The organism is Agrobacterium sp. NPDC090273 (assembly GCF_044772305.1).
Classification (GTDB): Bacteria; Pseudomonadota; Alphaproteobacteria; order Rhizobiales; family Rhizobiaceae; genus Agrobacterium.
Map to the genome: position 1 here is coordinate 1 of NZ_JBIVYN010000002.1, position 18177 is coordinate 18177.

General features: G+C 56.4%; 16 protein-coding genes. 7 read left to right on the forward strand and 9 right to left on the reverse strand.

What is annotated here, in order from left to right; translation table 11 throughout:
* The 8 genes from ACIQT8_RS06415 to ACIQT8_RS06450 form a co-directional block, all read right to left on the reverse strand.
* On the reverse strand, positions 1-461 hold a 461-nt coding region (locus ACIQT8_RS06415; protein ID WP_400964423.1), incomplete at its 3' end, for an FAD-dependent oxidoreductase.
* 153 nt (positions 462-614) lie between these two features.
* The gene (gene mce / locus ACIQT8_RS06420; RefSeq protein ID WP_138795896.1) at positions 615-1037 is read right to left on the reverse strand and encodes a methylmalonyl-CoA epimerase; all 423 of its coding nucleotides are present in this window, start codon (positions 1035-1037) and stop codon (positions 615-617) included.
* Positions 1038-1047: 10 nt separating this feature from the next.
* Complete coding sequence (gene scpA / locus ACIQT8_RS06425; protein ID WP_400964426.1) at positions 1048-3189, reverse strand: methylmalonyl-CoA mutase; 2142 nt, start codon at positions 3187-3189, stop codon at positions 1048-1050.
* A 107-nt stretch (positions 3190-3296) separates the two neighbouring features.
* Positions 3297-5306, reverse strand: a complete 2010-nt coding sequence (locus tag ACIQT8_RS06430) for an acetyl-CoA carboxylase biotin carboxylase subunit (protein ID WP_400964428.1) — start codon at positions 5304-5306, stop codon at positions 3297-3299.
* A complete protein-coding gene (locus ACIQT8_RS06435) occupies positions 5303-5584 on the reverse strand; it encodes an RNA 2'-phosphotransferase (protein ID WP_400964430.1) in 282 nt (93 codons plus the stop codon). Before ACIQT8_RS06435 ends, ACIQT8_RS06430 begins: the two co-directional genes overlap by 4 nt.
* Positions 5532-5909, reverse strand: a complete 378-nt coding sequence (locus ACIQT8_RS06440) for a hypothetical protein (RefSeq protein WP_138795892.1) — start codon at positions 5907-5909, stop codon at positions 5532-5534. The genes ACIQT8_RS06435 and ACIQT8_RS06440 overlap by 53 nt, the downstream gene beginning before the upstream one ends.
* A 125-nt stretch (positions 5910-6034) precedes the next feature.
* Complete coding sequence (gene yghU, locus ACIQT8_RS06445; protein WP_400964432.1) at positions 6035-6931, reverse strand: glutathione-dependent disulfide-bond oxidoreductase; 897 nt, start codon at positions 6929-6931, stop codon at positions 6035-6037.
* Positions 6932-7032: 101 nt separating this feature from the next.
* On the reverse strand, positions 7033-8565 hold the full coding sequence (locus tag ACIQT8_RS06450; protein WP_400964434.1) for an acyl-CoA carboxylase subunit beta: 1533 nt from the start codon (positions 8563-8565) through the stop codon (positions 7033-7035).
* Positions 8566-8686: 121 nt separating this feature from the next.
* Between ACIQT8_RS06450 and ACIQT8_RS06455 the strand changes: the two genes are divergently transcribed.
* Positions 8687-10105 (forward strand): short-chain fatty acyl-CoA regulator family protein, encoded by a 1419-nt coding sequence (locus tag ACIQT8_RS06455; protein ID WP_400964436.1) that lies wholly within the window; start codon positions 8687-8689, stop codon positions 10103-10105.
* Between the two features lie 3 nt (positions 10106-10108).
* On the opposite strand, the gene ACIQT8_RS06460 is transcribed toward ACIQT8_RS06455, so the two are convergent.
* Positions 10109-10753: a DNA-3-methyladenine glycosylase family protein gene (locus ACIQT8_RS06460; RefSeq protein WP_400964438.1), complete on the reverse strand. Its 645-nt coding sequence runs from the start codon at positions 10751-10753 to the stop codon at positions 10109-10111.
* Between the two features lie 55 nt (positions 10754-10808).
* On the opposite strand from ACIQT8_RS06460, the gene gluQRS reads away from it, so the two are divergent.
* The 6 genes from gluQRS (at position 10809) to ACIQT8_RS06490 (ending at position 18167) form a co-directional block, all read left to right on the forward strand.
* On the forward strand, positions 10809-11708 hold the full coding sequence (gluQRS, locus tag ACIQT8_RS06465) for a tRNA glutamyl-Q(34) synthetase GluQRS (RefSeq protein WP_400964440.1): 900 nt from the start codon (positions 10809-10811) through the stop codon (positions 11706-11708).
* A 246-nt stretch (positions 11709-11954) separates the two neighbouring features.
* Positions 11955-13583: a TIGR04028 family ABC transporter substrate-binding protein gene (locus ACIQT8_RS06470; protein ID WP_400964442.1), complete on the forward strand. Its 1629-nt coding sequence runs from the start codon at positions 11955-11957 to the stop codon at positions 13581-13583.
* A gap of 48 nt (positions 13584-13631) precedes the next feature.
* On the forward strand, positions 13632-14576 hold the full coding sequence (locus tag ACIQT8_RS06475) for an ABC transporter permease (RefSeq protein WP_400964444.1): 945 nt from the start codon (positions 13632-13634) through the stop codon (positions 14574-14576).
* On the forward strand, positions 14573-15454 hold the full coding sequence (locus tag ACIQT8_RS06480; RefSeq protein ID WP_400964446.1) for an ABC transporter permease: 882 nt from the start codon (positions 14573-14575) through the stop codon (positions 15452-15454). Before ACIQT8_RS06475 ends, ACIQT8_RS06480 begins: the two co-directional genes overlap by 4 nt.
* Complete coding sequence (locus tag ACIQT8_RS06485; protein ID WP_400964448.1) at positions 15451-17130, forward strand: dipeptide ABC transporter ATP-binding protein; 1680 nt, start codon at positions 15451-15453, stop codon at positions 17128-17130. Before ACIQT8_RS06480 ends, ACIQT8_RS06485 begins: the two co-directional genes overlap by 4 nt.
* Positions 17127-18167, forward strand: coding sequence for a putative FMN-dependent luciferase-like monooxygenase (locus tag ACIQT8_RS06490; protein WP_138795882.1), 1041 nt, complete (start codon positions 17127-17129; stop codon positions 18165-18167). Before ACIQT8_RS06485 ends, ACIQT8_RS06490 begins: the two co-directional genes overlap by 4 nt.
* The last annotated feature ends 10 nt before the right edge of the window (positions 18168-18177 follow it).

Below are 18177 nucleotides of genomic sequence, written 5' to 3' on the forward strand. Positions count from 1 at the left end.
TCGACCCAGCCGTCGGAATATTCGAATGCCGTGGCAAACACCGGCTTCAGCGGCTTGCCGGCCACATCACGGCGCAGGTCGAGTGTCTTCGTCGCCGGCAACAGCTTGCGGCCACCCAGGTGGTCATAGAGAAACAGGCCGAGCCGGATCAGCCAGGCCGGGCGCACGCCGCCTTTCTGGAACGGCAGCACGAAGCGCATCGGCCAGATGATGTGCGGCGCCATCGCCCACAGCACCTCGCGCTCCATCAGCGCTTCGCGCACCAGCCGGAATTCGTAATGCTCGAGATAACGCAGACCGCCATGGATCAGCTTGGTTGCAGCAGACGACGTGCCAGAGGCAAAATCACCCTTTTCCGCAAGCGCAACAGAATAACCACGGCCTGCCGCATCGCGCGCAATCCCGCAGCCATTCACGCCGCCGCCAATCACGAAAATGTCGTATATTTTTTTGCCAGACATGCTGCCTCCACGTCGTTACCGGGCCGATTTCCTCGGCCCGTTGAAAGACAGCAACCATAAAAACGAAAATTAAACGAATGTCAAAAGAAAGGAAACGAACATTCGATTTCACGCGCATGTCTTAAGTCGACGCAGCCCTACGGCAGTTGTGTTTCAGACATGTGTCGGCGGGGATTTGACTTCTTCCAGTTCGTAAAGCACTCCCGACATGTCCTTGGGATGTAGAAAGAGAACCGGATTGCCATGTGCACCTGTTTTGGGTTCTCCATCTCCGAGAATACGAATGCCCTTCGCAACAAGACCGTCGCGGGCGACCAAAATATCAGGCACCTCGAAACAGATATGGTGCATACCGCCCATTGGATTCCTGCCGAGAAACGCAGCGATAGGAGAGCCTTCTCCCAACGGATACAACAACTCGATTTTGGTATTGTCGGCCTGAATGAACACGACGGTCACGCCATGTTCCGGCAGCGATTGCGGTTCCGACACGGCAGCCCCGAGTGCCCTGTAATGCGCCACGGAGGCATCGAGATCCGGCACCGCGATGGCGATGTGGTTCAGTTTTCCAAACATTCCTGTTTCCTCACGCGTTGCGGCGGATGCCTTCCAGAAGGTCGAGCACCTTGTTGGCCGCATCCATGACATTGGTGCCCGGTCCGAAAATGGCCGAAACGCCGTGGTCGAGCAGGAACTGGTAGTCCTGACGCGGAATGACCCCACCGGCCACCACGATGATATCCTGTGCGCCCTTGGCTTTAAGGGCTTCGACAAGCTGCGGAGCAAGCGTCTTGTGCCCCGCCGCCAGTGACGACATGCCGACGACATGCACTCTGTTCTTCACGGCGAGGTCAGCGGCTTCGTCCGGGGTTTGGAACAGCGGCCCGGCAATCACATCGAAACCAATATCACCGAAGGCCGAAGCGATGACCTTCGCACCGCGATCATGTCCGTCCTGTCCAAGCTTGGCGACCATGATGCGCGGTTTGGTGCCAACCTTTTCCACCACGCCCGAAAGGCGGGCAGCGAGTGTAGCAAGCTCCGGCTCGTTCTTATAGGCTTCACCGTAGATATCGCTGACCACTTCTGGAACTGCCGCATGGTCCCCGTAGGCCGAGCGAAGTGCATCAGATATCTCGCCGACCGTCGCGCGGGCCCGGGCAGCCACCACGGCAGCCTCGAGAATATTGCCCGTTCCGCTGCGCGCCACCTCGGACAAAGCTGCCAAGGCAGATTCTGCTTCCTTGGCGTTTCGACGCCGCCTCGTATCCGCAATCCGGCGAACTTGCGCCGCCCGCACAGCCGCGTTGTCGATATCGAGAACCTCGATTTCGTCTTCCGTTTCAAGTCTGTAACGGTTGACCCCGACAATGACCTCCTCGCCCTTGTCTACGGCTGCCTGACGGCGGGTCGCAGCTTCCTCGATCAGTCGCTTGGGCAAGCCTTCGGCCACAGCCTTGGTCATCCCACCAAGGGCTTCGACCTCATCGATCAATGCCCAGGCTTTTTCTGCCAGTTCTGTCGTCAGGCTCTCGACATAGTAGGAACCAGCCAGGGGATCGACAACCTTGGTCACACCGGTCTCGTGCTGAAGGATAAGCTGGGTGTTGCGGGCAATACGTGCCGAAAACTCCGTCGGCAGGGCAATCGCCTCGTCAAAGGAATTGGTATGCAACGACTGCGTGCCACCGAGAACCGCGGACATCGCCTCGAAAGCAGTACGCACGATATTGTTATAAGGATCCTGCTCCTGAAGCGATACGCCTGATGTCTGGCAATGGGTGCGGAGCATGAGCGAAGATGGCTTTTGGGGGGTGAACTCTTCCATGATGCGCGACCAGAGCAGACGTGCGGCACGCAACTTCGCCGCCTCCATGAAGAAATTCATGCCGATGGCGAAAAAGAATGATAGGCGGCCGGCGAAATCATCGACATTCAAGCCCTTGGCGAGTGCGGCACGGACATATTCACGGCCATCTGCCAGCGTGAAAGCAAGTTCCTGGACCAGCGTCGCTCCAGCTTCCTGCATGTGGTAGCCGGAAATGGAAATCGAGTTGAACTTCGGCATCTCCTTCGCCGTGTATTCGATGATATCGGCAATGATACGCATCGACGGCTCGGGCGGATAGATGTACGTGTTGCGGACCATGAACTCCTTGAGAATGTCGTTCTGAATGGTGCCCGAAAGCTCAGCACGCGAAACACCCTGCTCCTCTCCCGCAACTATGAAATTCGCCAGAACCGGAATGACGGCGCCATTCATGGTCATCGAGACAGAAACCTTCTCGAGCGGAATGCCGTCGAACAAGATCTTCATATCCTCAACACTGTCGATCGCCACTCCGGCCTTGCCGACGTCGCCCTCAACACGCGGATGGTCGCTGTCGTAACCGCGATGTGTTGCAAGGTCGAAAGCCACCGAAACGCCTTGCTGTCCGGCAGCCAATGCCTTGCGATAAAAGGCGTTGGACGCCTCTGCCGTCGAAAAACCGGCATATTGGCGAATTGTCCAGGGACGACCGGCATACATGGTGGCACGAGGACCGCGCACAAAAGGAGAAAACCCGGGAAGACTATCGAGATGGGCTACGTCAGCAATGTCACTGGCCGTATAAACCGGCTTGATGTCGATACCCTCCGGCGTATGCCAGACAATATCATCGGGCGAACGCTTCAGTTCCTTTTCGGCAAGAAGCTGCCAGTCGTTGCGCTTCTTTTCGTCGGACATGCACCTCATCCCTTCTGCCGTCTCTGCGTTTTTCACGGCCTGCCACAAGTGCAGCCGTGACCCTGTTGACGCCGGGACAACCGCCCGCGCCTTAAATCCGTTCCCAGCTATTCGAATTCCAGGATGATTTCGTCCACAGCGAGACTGTCACCCGGTTTGGCGGCAACTTTTGAAACGCGTCCGCGCTTTTCAGCACGAAGGATATTCTCCATCTTCATCGCCTCGACGGTCGCGAGTGCCTGACCGGCTTCGACATCCTCTCCCTCCTGAACAGAGATGCCTGTGATGACCCCGGGCATGGGGCACAACAGCAATTTCGATGTATCTGGTGGCAGCTTTTCCGGCATCAGTTGCGCGAGTTCTGCAACGCGAGGGCTACGGACCCGGAAAAGCCCATCGACACCCTGCAGCCGAAGGCGAATGGCTGAAACAGTAAGATCAACCTTAATGGCAAGAACCTCACCATCAACTTTAAACAGGCCGAGTGTCAGCCCCGGCAACCAACTGGTAGAGACTGTCAGCGCCTCATTGTCTTCGAAGCGGGCAATGCCTCCATCGGCGTTTGCCTCAACTCGGACCCGGTGGTTTGACGATACACCAGACGACACGATCCAGTCATTTCCAACGATACGGCGGTGGTTGCCAATGGTACCGGAAATCTCGACTGCTCGGGCCTGGAGACGCTGATGGATAACAGCGGCTACCGCCGACAATTTTTGTGTCATCGCTTCGTCAGGATCAACCCCGGTGAAGCCATCCGGAAACTCCTCGGCTATGAAGCCGGTCGTCAGACGGCCGTCGCGGAAACGCTCGTGCTGCATGACTGCAGAAAGAAACGGCAGGTTATGACCGATGCCTTCGACCTCAAACCGATCCAATGCATCCGCCATTGCATCAATGGCAGTTAGACGATCCGGCGCCCACGTGCAGAGCTTTGCTATCATCGGATCATAATACATCGAGATTTCGCCGCCCTCGAAAACACCGGTGTCGTTGCGGACAATGGTACCGTTGTCCCGAGATCCCTCCTGCGGTGGACGGTACCGGGTCAGCCTGCCGATTGATGGCAGAAAATTACGATAGGGATCTTCCGCATAAAGACGGCTTTCGACCGCCCAGCCGTTTGATGTCACCTCTTCCTGACGGAAAGTCAGTTTTTCTCCGGATGCGACACGGATCATCTGTTCGACCAGATCGATGCCCGTCACAAGCTCGGTAACGGGATGCTCCACCTGGAGACGGGTGTTCATTTCAAGAAAATAGAACTTGTTCGCCTTGCCATCGACGATGAATTCGACAGTCCCGGCAGAGTGATAGCCCACGGCTTTGGCCAGCGCCACAGCCTGCTCACCCATCGCGCGGCGTGTCGTCTCATCCAGAAACGGAGACGGTGCCTCTTCGATGACTTTCTGATTTCGACGCTGGATGGAGCACTCGCGCTCGCCGAGATAGAGCACTGTCCCGTGCTTATCCCCCAAGACCTGAATTTCGATATGGCGCGGTTCGGTCACGAACTTTTCAATGAAGATCCGATCATCACCAAAGGAGGCCTTCGCCTCGTTTTTCGAAGACTGGAACCCCTCGCGTGCTTCCGTATCATTCCAGGCGATGCGCATGCCCTTGCCGCCACCACCAGCAGATGCCTTGATCATGACCGGATAACCGATCTCGATAGCAATTCTCACCGCCTCATCGGCATCCGCGATCAAATCCATATGGCCGGGTACGGTCGAAACACCCGCTTCAGCCGCCAGCTTCTTGGAGGTGATCTTGTCACCCATCGCCTTGATGGCACCGACCGGTGGACCGATAAAGGTCACGCCCGCCTTTTCCAGAGCCTCGGCGAATGCAGCATTTTCCGACAAGAACCCGTAGCCTGGATGCACGGCATCTGCGCCGGTTTTCTTGATCGCATCGAGAATTTTCTCAATGACGATATATGACTGAGAAGAGGGCGCCGGTCCGATATGGACCGCCTCATCCGCCATTTTCACATGCAGCGCATTGGCATCGGCATCGGAATAAACCGCAACTGTGGCGATCCCCAGTTTCTTCGCCGTTTTGATAACCCGACAGGCGATTTCGCCTCTATTGGCAATGAGAATTTTCTTGATCATTTGCCGTCGCCTCCCGCGACGTAATTTTCAGTCAATGCGAAATTCGCGACAGGAACCGCATCGGCAAGCCAGACACCATTGTCGGCATGATAAAAACTGTAACCATCGGCACGCATGCGGTCATAATCGACCACCAGAGTTACCGGTTTTCCATGTCGCTGCCCAAACTCAGGAACTTGGTGTCTGTCGACATCGAACCGTGGTCCTTGCTGGCGGGCAACGACATCAAATCTCGAAAAAGTTCTCGAAAGACTCCGGGAAATTCTGCCGCGCAACACGTTCGTCGATCCTCAGCATTGCCTGGTATGAAAGCGGATCGAAGTTCTTGTCTGCGGCCACGACCTCACGGCCAAATAGCAGGTTGAGGCGGGCAGCATCGAGATTACCGCGCTCGAATGGTTCGGCACCGAAATGATGCCAGAGCGAGTGCAGGAAGGCAGCGTCGATGCGGTGTTCCTTGGTGTCGTTGCGTGCCCTTCTCGGAATCATCTTGATAGGCGTCACCCCTTTTGGATTGGCGCGACGTATCGTGAACTGGACACCCGTGCTCGGCATGCCGGACGGAAATCCCCTATGTTTGGTCATTTCAGGCAGGTTCGCCATGGTCTTTCCCTTTTTCGTCTTCTAGAGCATGTCGCGGTCTTTCAGATTCGCGACATGCTTTCAGCTTTATTTCGTTGCGCGCCGTTCTCGCCAAACCCATCGCACGTTTGCGAGAGGCGCTTTGATCATGCCTTGCCGATCTTGTCCTGCGTCTTCGTATCGAAGTCAGAGGCATCGTGGCGTTCATGCAGTTGTTCTGACGGATCGCCAGAGGTCTTGTTGATCATGGACCCGCGCTTTACAGCAGGGCGTTCGCCAATCTCCAGCGTCCAGCGCATGACGTTCTTGTAGCCGTCCGCTTCAAGGAATGCACCTGCATCGCCATAGGCCTGACCGAGTGCAATCTTGCCATACCAGGGCCAGACAGCCATGTCGGCGATAGAATAGTCGCTTCCTGCCAGATAGCGGTTTTCAGCCAGATGCCGATCGAGCACGTCGAGCTGGCGTTTCACTTCCATCGCGTAACGGTCGATGGCGTATTTAATCTTGATCGGCGCATAGGCATAAAAGTGACCAAAACCGCCACCGAGGAATGGTGCAGAGCCCATTTGCCAGAACAGCCAGTTCAAAGCTTCTGTACGGGCTTTGTGTTCCTTAGGCAGAAACGCATCGAATTTTTCTGCGAGGTAGACCAGAATGGAGCCACTCTCGAACACCCGTGTTGGTTCCGGCGTGGAGTGATCCATCAATGCAGGAATCTTTGAATTCGGATTGACGCTGACAAAACCGGAGCCAAACTGATCGCCGTCGCCGATCTTGATAAGCCATGCATCGTATTCGGCACCCTTGTGACCTGCAGCCAACAATTCCTCCAGCATGATCCCGACCTTCTGGCCGTTCGGTGTTGCCAGCGAATAAAGCTGCAAGGGGTGCTTGCCGACAGGCAATTCCTTCTTCTGCGTCGGACCGGCGATCGGCCGGTTGATACTGGCAAACGCACCACCATTGCCCTTGTCCCAGGTCCAGACCTTCGGCACCACGTAACCGGCGGGGAAATTATCTGCGGGGGAATTCTCGGCCATGAAATCTGTCCTTGTGCTTCTGAAAGACCGCGCCGGATCAAACCGGACGCCTCAACATCACTATAGTAAGGTTGCCGAAGCGTTTTTAAAGGTCGCCTTCTTCATAGCGGTATCGTGTCATGTTTCTTCCACCGGGTTTCGACCTGCTTGTTGCGCAAGGCAGCGAAGGCACGCGCAATGCGACGACGCGATGAATGTGGCATGATGACTTCGTCAATGAAGCCACGTTCTGCCGCAACAAAGGGATTTGCAAAGCGCTCTTCATATTCTTTGGTGCGGGCAGCAATCTTTTCTGGATCGGCAAGCTCTGAGCGGTAGAGGATTTCAGCAGCCCCCTTTGCGCCCATAACCGCGATTTCTGCTGTCGGCCAGGCGTAGTTCACATCAGCACCAATATGTTTCGACGCCATGACATCATAGGCACCACCGTAAGCCTTGCGGGTAATCAGCGTGACCATTGGTACGGTCGCTTCCGAATAAGCAAAGAGCAGCTTGGCGCCGTGTTTGATCACGCCGCCATATTCCTGCGCCGTTCCCGGCAGGAAGCCAGGCACATCGACCAATGTCAGGAGCGGAATGTTGAAGGCATCGCAAAAACGGACAAAGCGTGCTGCCTTGCGGGAACTGTCAATGTCCAGGCAACCGGCAAGCACCATCGGCTGGTTGGCGACAACACCAACCGTCTGGCCTTCGAGACGGATGAAACCGGTGATGATGTTCTTGGCGAAAGCTTCCTGAAGCTCGAAGAAATCGCCCTCATCGGCCAGCGCGTGGATCAGCTCCTTCATGTCGTAGGGCTTGTTGGAACTATCCGGGATCAGTGTATCGAGACGCGCTTCAAGCCGGGCCGGATCGTCGTAAAACGGACGGATCGGCGGCTTGTCGCGATTGTTCAGCGGCAGGAAATCGAAAAGAGCGCGCACAGCTTCCAGCGCCTCGATATCATTTTCATAAGCACCATCAGCAACCGAAGATTTCTTTGTGTGGGTCGATGCACCGCCAAGCTCTTCAGCCGTAACAATCTCATTGGTCACAGTCTTTACTACGTCCGGTCCCGTCACGAACATGTAGGACGTATCACGGACCATGAAAATGAAGTCAGTCATGGCGGGAGAATAGACCGCTCCGCCCGCGCACGGCCCCATGATTACCGAAATCTGCGGCACGACGCCGGAGGCCACGACATTGCGCTTGAACACATCGGCATAACCGCCGAGGGAAGCAACACCTTCCTGGATACGCGCGCCGCCGCTGTCGTTGAGACCTATGACAGGCGCGCCGTTTCGAACCGCCATATCCATGATCTTGCAGATCTTTTGTGCATGCGTTTCGGAAAGCGAGCCACCGAGCACGGTGAAGTCCTGTGAAAAGACGTAAACCTGCCGCCCGTTGATAGTCCCCCAGCCGGTCACAACGCCATCACCAGCGATCTTCTGGTCCGCCATCCCAAAATCCACCGCACGGTGCGTGACGTACATGTCGTATTCTTCGAAGGACCCCTCATCAAGAAGCACCTCGACACGCTCACGGGCAGTAAGTTTGCCCTTGGCATGTTGCGCATCAATGCGTTTCTGGCCGCCTCCCATCCGTGCTTCGGCTCGGCGGGCTTCCAGTTGGTCGATGATGCCTGACATGTTTCCTCCACGCAATTTGCAAGGGTATCAATAGCCGAGAATGAAGCTGCCAAGAAGGCTTGATCGTGTGCGTATGTGTGCAATAAGTATTTGCAATATTGAAATTTGCAAAGTTGCAAACATGGCGACAGAAAAACTCTTCATTGGCCGCAAAGTGCGCAGCCTGCGCGAGAACGCCCGCACAACGCAGGCACAGTTTGCAGAAAGGCTCGGTATTTCGGCAAGCTACCTAAACCAGATCGAAAACAACCAGCGCCCGGTTTCGGCGGCTGTCCTCGTTACCCTGGTGGAAAAATTTCAGCTCGACATGGCCGAACTTTCGGCGGGCGAGAGTGACCGCCTCGTATCGGCCGTCCGAGAAGCCCTGAAAGACCCTCTTTTCCTGAACTACGAGCCAGGCTTGCAGGAATTGAAGCTAATCGCCCAAAACGCCCCAGGTTTCGCGCACGCATTGTTGCGTGCCCATCAGGCCTATCGCCAGAACAGCGAGCAACTGCTTCGTCTGGATGAAAGCCTGGGACGAGGTGCCTCTCAGGTGGAAACCACGCCATACGAGGAGGTCAGAGACTTCTTTCATTTTGTTGACAACTATGTCGATGAAATCGACACACTTGCCGAGAACCTGGCAAACCAGCTGGAAATCGATGGCGGTGAGACCTACGGCATCCTTTCTGCCCATCTGCGTGAAAACCATGCCATCCGCATTGAAAGAGCGGATGCAGCCGGCACCCTGATCCGGCGCTTCGATCCAGAACGAAAGACGCTGACAATTAACGGTTATGCGCCTCTTGCGACGCGCAGCTTTCAGGTGGCGTTGCAGATCGCCCAGCTTGATGCCGGTCACGCAATCGAAAATGTCTTGTCGAATGCTGGTTTGCGGACAACGGAAGCGAAAGAAATCTGTCGCATCGGACTTCATAACTACTTCGCCGCGGCGCTTGTTCTGCCCTACCGCCACTTCCACCGGGCGGCCGAAGAGCTACGTCACGATCTGGAGCTGCTGTCGGCGCGTTTTGGCGCCAGTCTGGAGCAGGTTGCTCATCGGCTCAGCACGCTGCAGCGGCCAGGCATGAAGGGCGTCCCGATCTTTTTTGCCAAGATCGACCGGGCCGGCAACATTACCAAGCGACACAGTGCGACAAAGTTGCAGTTTGCCCGTTTTGGTGCGGCCTGTCCGCTGTGGAACATCCATCAGGCATTTGAAAGCTCTGACCGCATCGTTCGCCAGCTTGCCGAAACACCGGATGGGGTGCGCTATCTGTCCATCGCCACACAGATCGAGAAGGCAAGCGCCGGTTTCGATGCCGACAGACCACGTTATGCCATCGCACTGGGCTGTGAAATTTCCCATGCGGACAATTTCGTCTACGCTGACACGCTGGATCTCGCCAACACCTCCTCTTTCAAACCCATTGGTGTGTCCTGTCGCGTCTGCGAGCGTGTCGATTGCGTGCAGCGTGCCGTGCCGCCATTGAAGCGCAAACTGCATGTCGACCACCGTTCTCGTGGCCCATTGCCCTATCAGATCGTGGACTACTGACGATCAAGGCAATGGTATCGCATCGCGCCGCATGACACTGGCGTAATATGCCCAGAACAAACGGGCCGCAACTGATCGCCATGGCGTCCAAACCTCGGCACGCTGCATCAGCCATTTTGCCTCCGGCCGGTTCTCCAGCACCAGCGCGTGTCCAACCGCCGCTCTTAGAGCCACATCCCCCACCGGAAAAATATCGGGGTGTCCGCCGCAAAACATCAGATAAACTTCAGCCGTCCAGGGACCGATGCCGCGTAAAGCTGTCAGTTGTGCAAGTGCGTCAGGCGCCTCTATCCGACTGACAGCCTGTAGATCGATCTCACCGGTTATGACAGCCTCGGCCAAACCTTCCAACGTGCGCGCCTTGGCGCCTGAAAGGCCAAAACCGGCACGCAGCTCTGACGAGACAGCAAGGTAGTTCTCCGCAGTGACTTTACCCGTTCCCGCGACAATCCGGCCCCATATTGCGTTGGCACTGGCACGGGACACCATTTGTGACACGACGATATGGGCCAGACCCGCAAAACCTGGCTCAGCAAGACGCAGTTCCAGCGACCCGGCTTTTTCGACGACTGGCTGGAGATGTGGATCGAGACGCACAAGATGATCAAGACCTTCGCTGATCTCGTCGATACCCCTGATAATCTTCATTTGCGCCTACCATGACTGCGCTTATTTCAAGCCGGATGGCGAAGCGCTACAAAACATGGCAGAAGAAACCATGCCTTCGCCCGCCCGTCAAAAGCCTGTTTATCGTTTTGCACCGAGCCCAAACGGTCCCTTGCATCTGGGACATGCCTTCTCCGCGTTCCTGAACCACGATATGGCTCTGGAAGCTGGGGGACGCTTTCTGCTGCGTATCGAGGATATCGACCGGACGCGCTGCACACCGGATTTCGAAGAAGCGATCTACGACGATCTCCATTGGCTTGGACTCGATTGGGAGCAGCCGGTTCGCCGCCAATCCGAGCACTTCGACGAATATCGCCGTGCACTTGAGAACCTCATAAACGCAGGTTTGGCCTACCCGGCCTTTTTAAGTCGCGGCGAAACGAAGGCGCTCGTCAGGGCTCATGAAGAGGATGGCAAAATCTGGCCGCGCGATCCTGATGGTGCGCCACACTATCCATCGATCGACAGGGAGCGATCAACGACCGATCGCGCCGCACTGCTCTCATCGGGAAGACAGATTGCCTGGCGGCTGGATATGAAAAAGGCAATAGAAACAGCGGGCGCTTCGCTGTTCTGGCGAGAAAGCGGTGATGGTGAAACGGGAGAAATTGCCGTTGATCCCGCGGTCTGGGGCGACATTATCCTGTCTCGCTCCGATGCGCCGTCGAGCTATCACCTCTCCGTTGTGCTGGACGATGCACTGCAAGGGATTACCCATGTTGTAAGAGGCATGGACCTATTTTTTGCGACCGCCATCCACCGGCTGCTGCAGCAATTGCTTGATCTGCCCGCCCCACTCTATCATCACCACCGGCTGATCCTGGGATCTGACGGACGCAAGCTTTCGAAAAGTGAAGGCAGCACTGGTCTTGCCGCACTCAAAACAGCAGGCGCTACCGCTGCAGATATTCGCCGTCTCATAGGTCTCGACTGATCCACGGTATGATGGTGATGAGAATGTCGTCTGCCGACCTGACTGATGCACAGCGTGACGACGATAGCAGCAGACGGCAACATGCTCACCCTTGATCGGGTTTTCCCGCCCGTGAAAAGCAGTTCCTCATTGCGAAAAATCAACAAAAGAACATTCCGCAGCTTGCCAGGAAAATAGAATATAAAATCGATAGATTTATGAGTTTTCCTCATAGGATCGGCAAACCATTAACGACGGATTTTGCCGATGACGCCTTATCGAAAAATTATTGCCCTAAGCCTTGGCCTCCTGGCCGCTTCCGCCCTGACGTCGCAAAGCAGCGCGGCTGATCAACCTGTCAAAGGCGGAACACTTGTCTATCTTGAGCAACAGGCACACACCAATCTCTACCCACCAGCCGGCGGTTTTTATCCGAATGGCGGCATCCTCAACCAGATCACCGATAAGCTGACCTACCAGAATCCCAAAACGCTCGAGATTGAGCCATGGCTGGCCGAAACCTGGCAAGTCAATGATAATGCAACGGAATACACATTCAAACTGCGCCCGGGGATCACCTTTTCTGATGGCACACCAGTTGACGCTGCGGCGGTCGCCAAGAACTTCGACACCTTCGGACTGGGCAACAAGGCGCTCAAACAGCCTGTCTCCGAAGTCGTCAACAACTATGATCGCAGCGAAGTCATCGATCCACTGACAGTGAAGTTCCATTTCAAGAAGCCCTCACCTGGCTTCCTTCAGGGTACATCCGTCATTGGCTCCGGCATCGTGTCGCTCAAGACACTTGAGCTTCCCTTTGAACAGCTTGGCGACGCAACCAAGATCATCGGCTCAGGCCCTTTCGTTGTTTCGGCTGAAACGCTTGGCAAGTCGCTCGATCTCAAAGCACGCGAGGACTACAACTGGGGACCTGCGAAGCTTGATCATCAGGGCCGCGCCTATCTCGATGGTATCAAGTACATCATCACCGGGGAAGACAGCGTTCGTATTGGCGCGCTTCTCGCCGGACAGGCCGATTATATTCGCCAGATCCAGGCCTATGATGAGCCTCAGGTGGAAACCCAAGGCTTCAATATCTACGCCCCCGGCACGCGCGGCGTGAACAACTCCATTGTCTTCCGCGCCGACAACCCGCTTGTTGCCGACCTCCGTGTCCGCCAGGGTCTGTCTCTCGCCGTCAATCGCGACGAGATCATCTCCACGATCTTTTCAAAGAATTATCCAAAGGCTACCTCGATCCTCGCGTCGAGTGCCATCGGTTATGTACCGCAGACCGACAAGCTTCAGTACGATCCAGAAAAGGCGAAAGCCCTCCTGGATGAGGCAGGCTACAAGCTCGGACCAGACGGGATTCGTGCCAAGGATGGCCAGCAGCTCGTCCTGACAGGATACGAGTCTCTGCCGCAGCCTCAGAGCCGGGCGACGCTGCAATTGATCGCACAGCAGTGGGCAAAAATCGGCGTCAAATTCAACGTGCTCGCGGGCGATGCCGGCAGCAAGACGGTCGATGAACTCGATCCGGCGAAAACACCTGTTGCTGTGGCCATGGTGGGTCGCGCCGATCCGGATGTCGTCAAAAGCCAGTATTATCCGACCAATAGAAATCTGCTGCTGCAGAAGGGCGGAACCAGCGACAAGGTAAAGTCCTTCTCCGACGACAAGCTGAATGCCATTCTAAATGACATTGCCTCTGAACCCAATCGCGAGAAACGTCTGAACGCCGTCAAAGATGCTCAGGCATATGTGCTGGAACAGGCTTATGCGGTGCCGCTTTTTGAGGAGCCACAGGCATTCGCCGGCGCTCCTTATGTCAAGGGCGTCGCGTTCGAAGCCGTCGGTCGGCCTTCCTTCTACAGCACCTGGCTCGACAAGTAAGCCTTTCAGGGGCGGCGCTCACGCCGTCCCGTTTTCCGGAGACGCAATATGACAAGATATGTCGTCGGAAGGGTCGGCCAGGCGCTGCTCGTACTCTGGGCCGCATTCACGCTGTCTTTCATTCTGCTGCAGGCGATGCCTGGCGACGCCGTTCTGATCAAATTTCTGAACCCAGAGTTTGGGCTCAGCGCCGATCAGATCCGCGAGATCAGAGAATCCTACGCGGTCGATTCCAGTGTGTTCGTGCAGTATTTCAGTACGCTCACCAACTTCCTGAAGGGTGATTTCGGGTACTCTCTCCAGGCAGGGGTATCCGTCTCAGCACAACTCGCAACCAATCTTCCGCCGACATTGAAACTGGCCGGTCTTGGTTTCGCCGCCGCGTTTCTTTTGGCTGTGCTGATCGCATTCCTTTCGTCAATGGCGCCCTTCGCCTGGCTGCGAAATGCGATCCAGTCGGTGCCGGCGCTATTCATTTCGATACCGGTGTTCTGGTTGGCGATCATGCTCATCCAGATCTTTTCCTTCAGGCTGAAGCTGGTCTCTGTCATCAACCCTGGCCCCTGGGAAAGCTTGGCTTTGCCGGTCGCCACTCTTGCTGTACCGATCGCGGCTCCACTCGCGCAGATCCTCATCCGCAACATCGACGAAATTCGCACGCGTCCATTTGTGTCGGTGGCCCGCGCCAAGGGCGCGAGCGAAAGCCGTTTGCTCTGGAAGCACGTTGCCCGAAATGCGCTGCTACCGACCCTCACAATTGCCGGGGTTCTGTTCGGTGAGTTGCTTGCCGGCGCAGTTGTTACAGAAACAGTCTTCGGGCTGAACGGCATTGGCGGACTGACGGAAAAAGCTGTCAGCAATCAGGACCTCTCTGTTCTTCAGGCTGTCGTCGTGATTTCGGCAGCCGCCTTCGTCGCCATCAACCTCGCTGTGGATCTTGCCTACCCACTTCTCGACCCGCGCCTGAGAACCACGAACGGAAACAGCAAATGACCACTGCCGATAACTACGATGTCCTCCCGAAGGCAGCGGCAAATCGAACCGGTCGCGGGCAAAAAAGCCTGACCAGCAGGTTGGTACGTTTCCCCATCAGCTTGGCGCTTGCATGGTTTGTAATCGGTCTCGTTCTTCTCTGGACCGTCGCGCCGGGCTTGTTCACCTCTTACGATCCGTTACTCGGGGTTCCCGGCGGGCAGTTGAAAGCACCGTCTGCTGTCCATCTCCTTGGGACGGATTCACTCGGCCGCGACCTTTTTGCCCGCATCGTCTACGGTGCCGTCAACTCGCTCTCCGGTGCGATAGCAGCGGTGGGTGTCGGTCTTGTTGCAGGCACAGTGCTCGGCCTTCTTGCCGGATCGGTTCGCGGACTGTTTGACGAAATACTGATGCGATTTGTCGACGTCTTGCTGTCGATCCCGACGCTGTTGCTGTCACTCAGCATCATCATTCTGCTCGGCTTCGGAACGATGAATGCGGCGATCGCCGTTGGTGCCACAGCCATCGCCGGCTTTGCGCGCCTGATGCGCTCGGAAGTCATCAGGGTCCGCGGCGCGGAATATGTAGAGGCGGCATTCGGTAGCGGCGGCACGTTTGGCAAGGTCCTTTGGCGACATATCCTGCCGAATTCCCTCACGTCAGTCGTCGCCTACACGGCCGTTCAATTCGGTTGGGCAATCCTGCAGATTTCGACACTCGGTTTCCTTGGCTACGGTGCTCCACCTCCCACACCCGAATGGGGCCTGTTGATAGCGGAAGGGCGCAATTACCTGGCCACCGCCTGGTGGTTGACTGCAGCACCCGGCCTCATCGTCGTCGCGGTCGTTCTTTCCGCCAATCGTATCAGCCAGTCTATCGGAAAGAAGGCGCCATGAGCATTCCTGTGCCTGACACCGTCGTTGCGACAGCAGCGACACCCATCCTCGATGTCCGGGATCTCCAGATATCTTATGCCGGCCCCTCCGATCGTACGACTGTGGTCCATGGTGTCTCTTTCAGTGTCAATCCTGGCGAAGTCGTTGCCCTGGTCGGGGAAAGTGGCTCCGGCAAGACATCGACCGCACAGGCTGTCATCGGTTTGCTTGCCGATAACGGTCGCGTCGAAGCCGGATCCATCCGCATCAATGGAGAAGAGATATCCCACTGGAATGCAAAACGGCTGAGAAACATCCGGGGCACGGTGGTGAGCCTTGTACCACAGGACCCGGGCAACTCACTCAACCCGGTCTTGACCATCGGCGAGCAGGTTCGCGAGATGCTCAGCATTCATGGACGGATCTCGCGCCGGGAAGCAGACAAGCGCGTCATCGAACTGCTGACCCAGGTTGGTCTTTCTGATCCCGCATTGCGCGCAAGGCAATATCCGCACGAGTTGTCCGGGGGCATGAAACAGCGCGTGCTGATCGCCATCGCCGTCGCGCTCAGGCCCGCACTCATTATCGCCGATGAACCGACGTCGGCACTGGATGTCACGGTCCAAAAGCGCATTCTTGATCTCATTGACGATCTTCGTCGCGAGTATGGAACGGCTCTGTTGCTGGTGACACATGATCTCGGCGTCGCTGCAGATCGCTCCGACAGGATTGTCGTTTTACAGGGCGGGCGAATTCAGGAGCAGGGTGTGACAAAGGAGGTTCTGTCTGCACCACGCAGTGCATATACACGCAAGCTTCTGTCGGACGCACCGGCACTCTCATCTGTACCAGCCCGTTCCCCGATGACGACGCAACAGCCTGCAATCGTTACCGTCACGGACCTCATTCAGACTTTTGGTCTGTCGGGAAACAGAAATTTCCGCGCCGTTGACGGAGTTTCTTTCAGCGTCGCACGCGGCACGACACATGCCATTGTCGGCGAATCCGGCTCGGGCAAAACAACGACGATCCGAACGATCGCCGGCTTTCAGAAGCCTAGCGGCGGCGATGTGCAGATCGCCGGCATCGATATTGCGAACCTTCGATCCGAAGCACTGCGGCAACTAAGACGCAAGGTCCAGCTCGTCTATCAAAATCCCTGGGCGTCACTGGATCCGCGTCAGACCATTCGGGCGATTGTCGAGGAGCCGCTACTGAATTTCGATAAGATACCGCGCGATGAGCGAGACATCCGTGTCAGAGCGATCATCGAGAAGGTCGGACTTCCCGCAGATGTTCTATCAAGATTTCCCCACGCCCTCTCCGGCGGGCAACGTCAGCGTGTTGCAATTGCTCGCGCTCTGATCCTGGAACCAGAAGTGGTCATTCTCGATGAGGCAGTCTCCGCGCTGGATGTAACGGTTCAGGCACAAATTCTGAATCTCCTGGCTGAACTGCAAAGAGATCTGGGCCTGACCTATATTTTCGTGTCCCACGATCTCGCCGTTGTACGGCAGATCGCCGACACGGTCTCCGTTCTTCATAACGGCAAACAGGTGGACTACGGGCCAGTGGAAAATGTGTTTTCCAATCCGTCCAGCGCCTACACGCGCGAACTTATCGAAGCGATCCCCGGAAAGGCGCTTCATTTGACTGCCGCAAGCCGGCAAACAGCCGCAGCAGGATTGCACTCATGACCAATCAGATACCCACCAGCAAACGCCTGGGATTTTTCACGCGCCTTCTCGATGACGTACCCGCTGGCGAACGTTACCGGTTGGCGACGGAGCAGATCATCCACGCCGAAACACACGGTTTTGACAGTGCATGGATCGCACAGCACCACTTCCATGCCGATGAAGGCGGCCTTCCCTCTCCCACCGTCTTTCTTGCCCATGTCGCGGCTAAAACCTCGTCGATCCGGCTTGGAACGGGCGTGATTACCCTGCCAATGGAGAACGCTCTCCGGGTCGCAGAAGACACAGCGGTTCTGGATCTCCTATCCAACGGGCGGCTTGAGGTCGGGTTCGGGACAGGCGGAACGCGGGAATCCTTCGAAGCCTTTGGAATTGATCCAGACAAGAAGGGTGAAGTTTACGCGGAAAAGCTGGCAACCCTCTATGACGCCTGGCAGGGAAAACCTCTCAAGGGCGAGAATCATCTCTATCCTGTTGTCCCTGATCTTTTGAACCGTGTCTGGCTCGCAACCTTCTCCACATCTGGAGCGCAGCTCGCTGGTCGCAGCGGACATGGATTGATGCTGTCGCGGACGCAGCCTCGACCGGTCGGCTTTCCCGATGCAAAGCTTGATGACATCCAGAACCCCATCATAGACGCCTATTTGTCATCCTTGCCGCAAAGCGGTGCTCCCCGAATTCTTGGCTCCCGCAGCCTCTTTGTTGCAGATGACCGTCGGCGCGCCCTCGACCTTGCGGAGATCGGCCTTCGACGTGTGGCCGATCGTTTTGCCGCGGCCGGCCACAAGATTCCCGGCAGCACAATCGAAGATCTTACAAGGGCGCTGGATACGCACGTTGGTACGCCTGATGACGTGATCGCGTCGCTGAAGGCGGACAGTGCGCTAGCACGTGTGACCGACATTACCTTCCAGGTGCATTCGGTTGACCCTCCACACGCGGATATTCTTCGCTCCATCGAATTGATTGCCGCCGAAGTCGCTCCGGCCCTCGGCTGGACCCGTTCCTCACCACCTCATCTGATCGCTGCTCAATAGACGGAAAGAG

What these genes read in the sequence shown, in the direction of transcription:
- mce (WP_138795896.1), bottom strand. Translation starts at nt 1,037, where the DNA reads ATGTTTGGAAAACTGAACCACATCGCCATCGCGGTGCCGGATCTCGAT.
- scpA (WP_400964426.1), bottom strand. Translation starts at nt 3,189, where the DNA reads ATGTCCGACGAAAAGAAGCGCAACGACTGGCAGCTTCTTGCCGAAAAG.
- ACIQT8_RS06430 (WP_400964428.1), bottom strand. Translation starts at nt 5,306, where the DNA reads ATGATCAAGAAAATTCTCATTGCCAATAGAGGCGAAATCGCCTGTCGG.
- ACIQT8_RS06440 (WP_138795892.1), bottom strand. Translation starts at nt 5,909, where the DNA reads ATGGCGAACCTGCCTGAAATGACCAAACATAGGGGATTTCCGTCCGGC.
- yghU (WP_400964432.1), bottom strand. Translation starts at nt 6,931, where the DNA reads ATGGCCGAGAATTCCCCCGCAGATAATTTCCCCGCCGGTTACGTGGTG.
- ACIQT8_RS06450 (WP_400964434.1), bottom strand. Translation starts at nt 8,565, where the DNA reads ATGTCAGGCATCATCGACCAACTGGAAGCCCGCCGAGCCGAAGCACGG.
- ACIQT8_RS06455 (WP_400964436.1), top strand. Translation starts at nt 8,687, where the DNA reads ATGGCGACAGAAAAACTCTTCATTGGCCGCAAAGTGCGCAGCCTGCGC.
- ACIQT8_RS06460 (WP_400964438.1), bottom strand. Translation starts at nt 10,753, where the DNA reads ATGAAGATTATCAGGGGTATCGACGAGATCAGCGAAGGTCTTGATCAT.
- gluQRS (WP_400964440.1), top strand. Translation starts at nt 10,809, where the DNA reads ATGGCAGAAGAAACCATGCCTTCGCCCGCCCGTCAAAAGCCTGTTTAT.
- ACIQT8_RS06470 (WP_400964442.1), top strand. Translation starts at nt 11,955, where the DNA reads ATGACGCCTTATCGAAAAATTATTGCCCTAAGCCTTGGCCTCCTGGCC.
- ACIQT8_RS06475 (WP_400964444.1), top strand. Translation starts at nt 13,632, where the DNA reads ATGACAAGATATGTCGTCGGAAGGGTCGGCCAGGCGCTGCTCGTACTC.
- ACIQT8_RS06480 (WP_400964446.1), top strand. Translation starts at nt 14,573, where the DNA reads ATGACCACTGCCGATAACTACGATGTCCTCCCGAAGGCAGCGGCAAAT.
- ACIQT8_RS06485 (WP_400964448.1), top strand. Translation starts at nt 15,451, where the DNA reads ATGAGCATTCCTGTGCCTGACACCGTCGTTGCGACAGCAGCGACACCC.
- ACIQT8_RS06490 (WP_138795882.1), top strand. Translation starts at nt 17,127, where the DNA reads ATGACCAATCAGATACCCACCAGCAAACGCCTGGGATTTTTCACGCGC.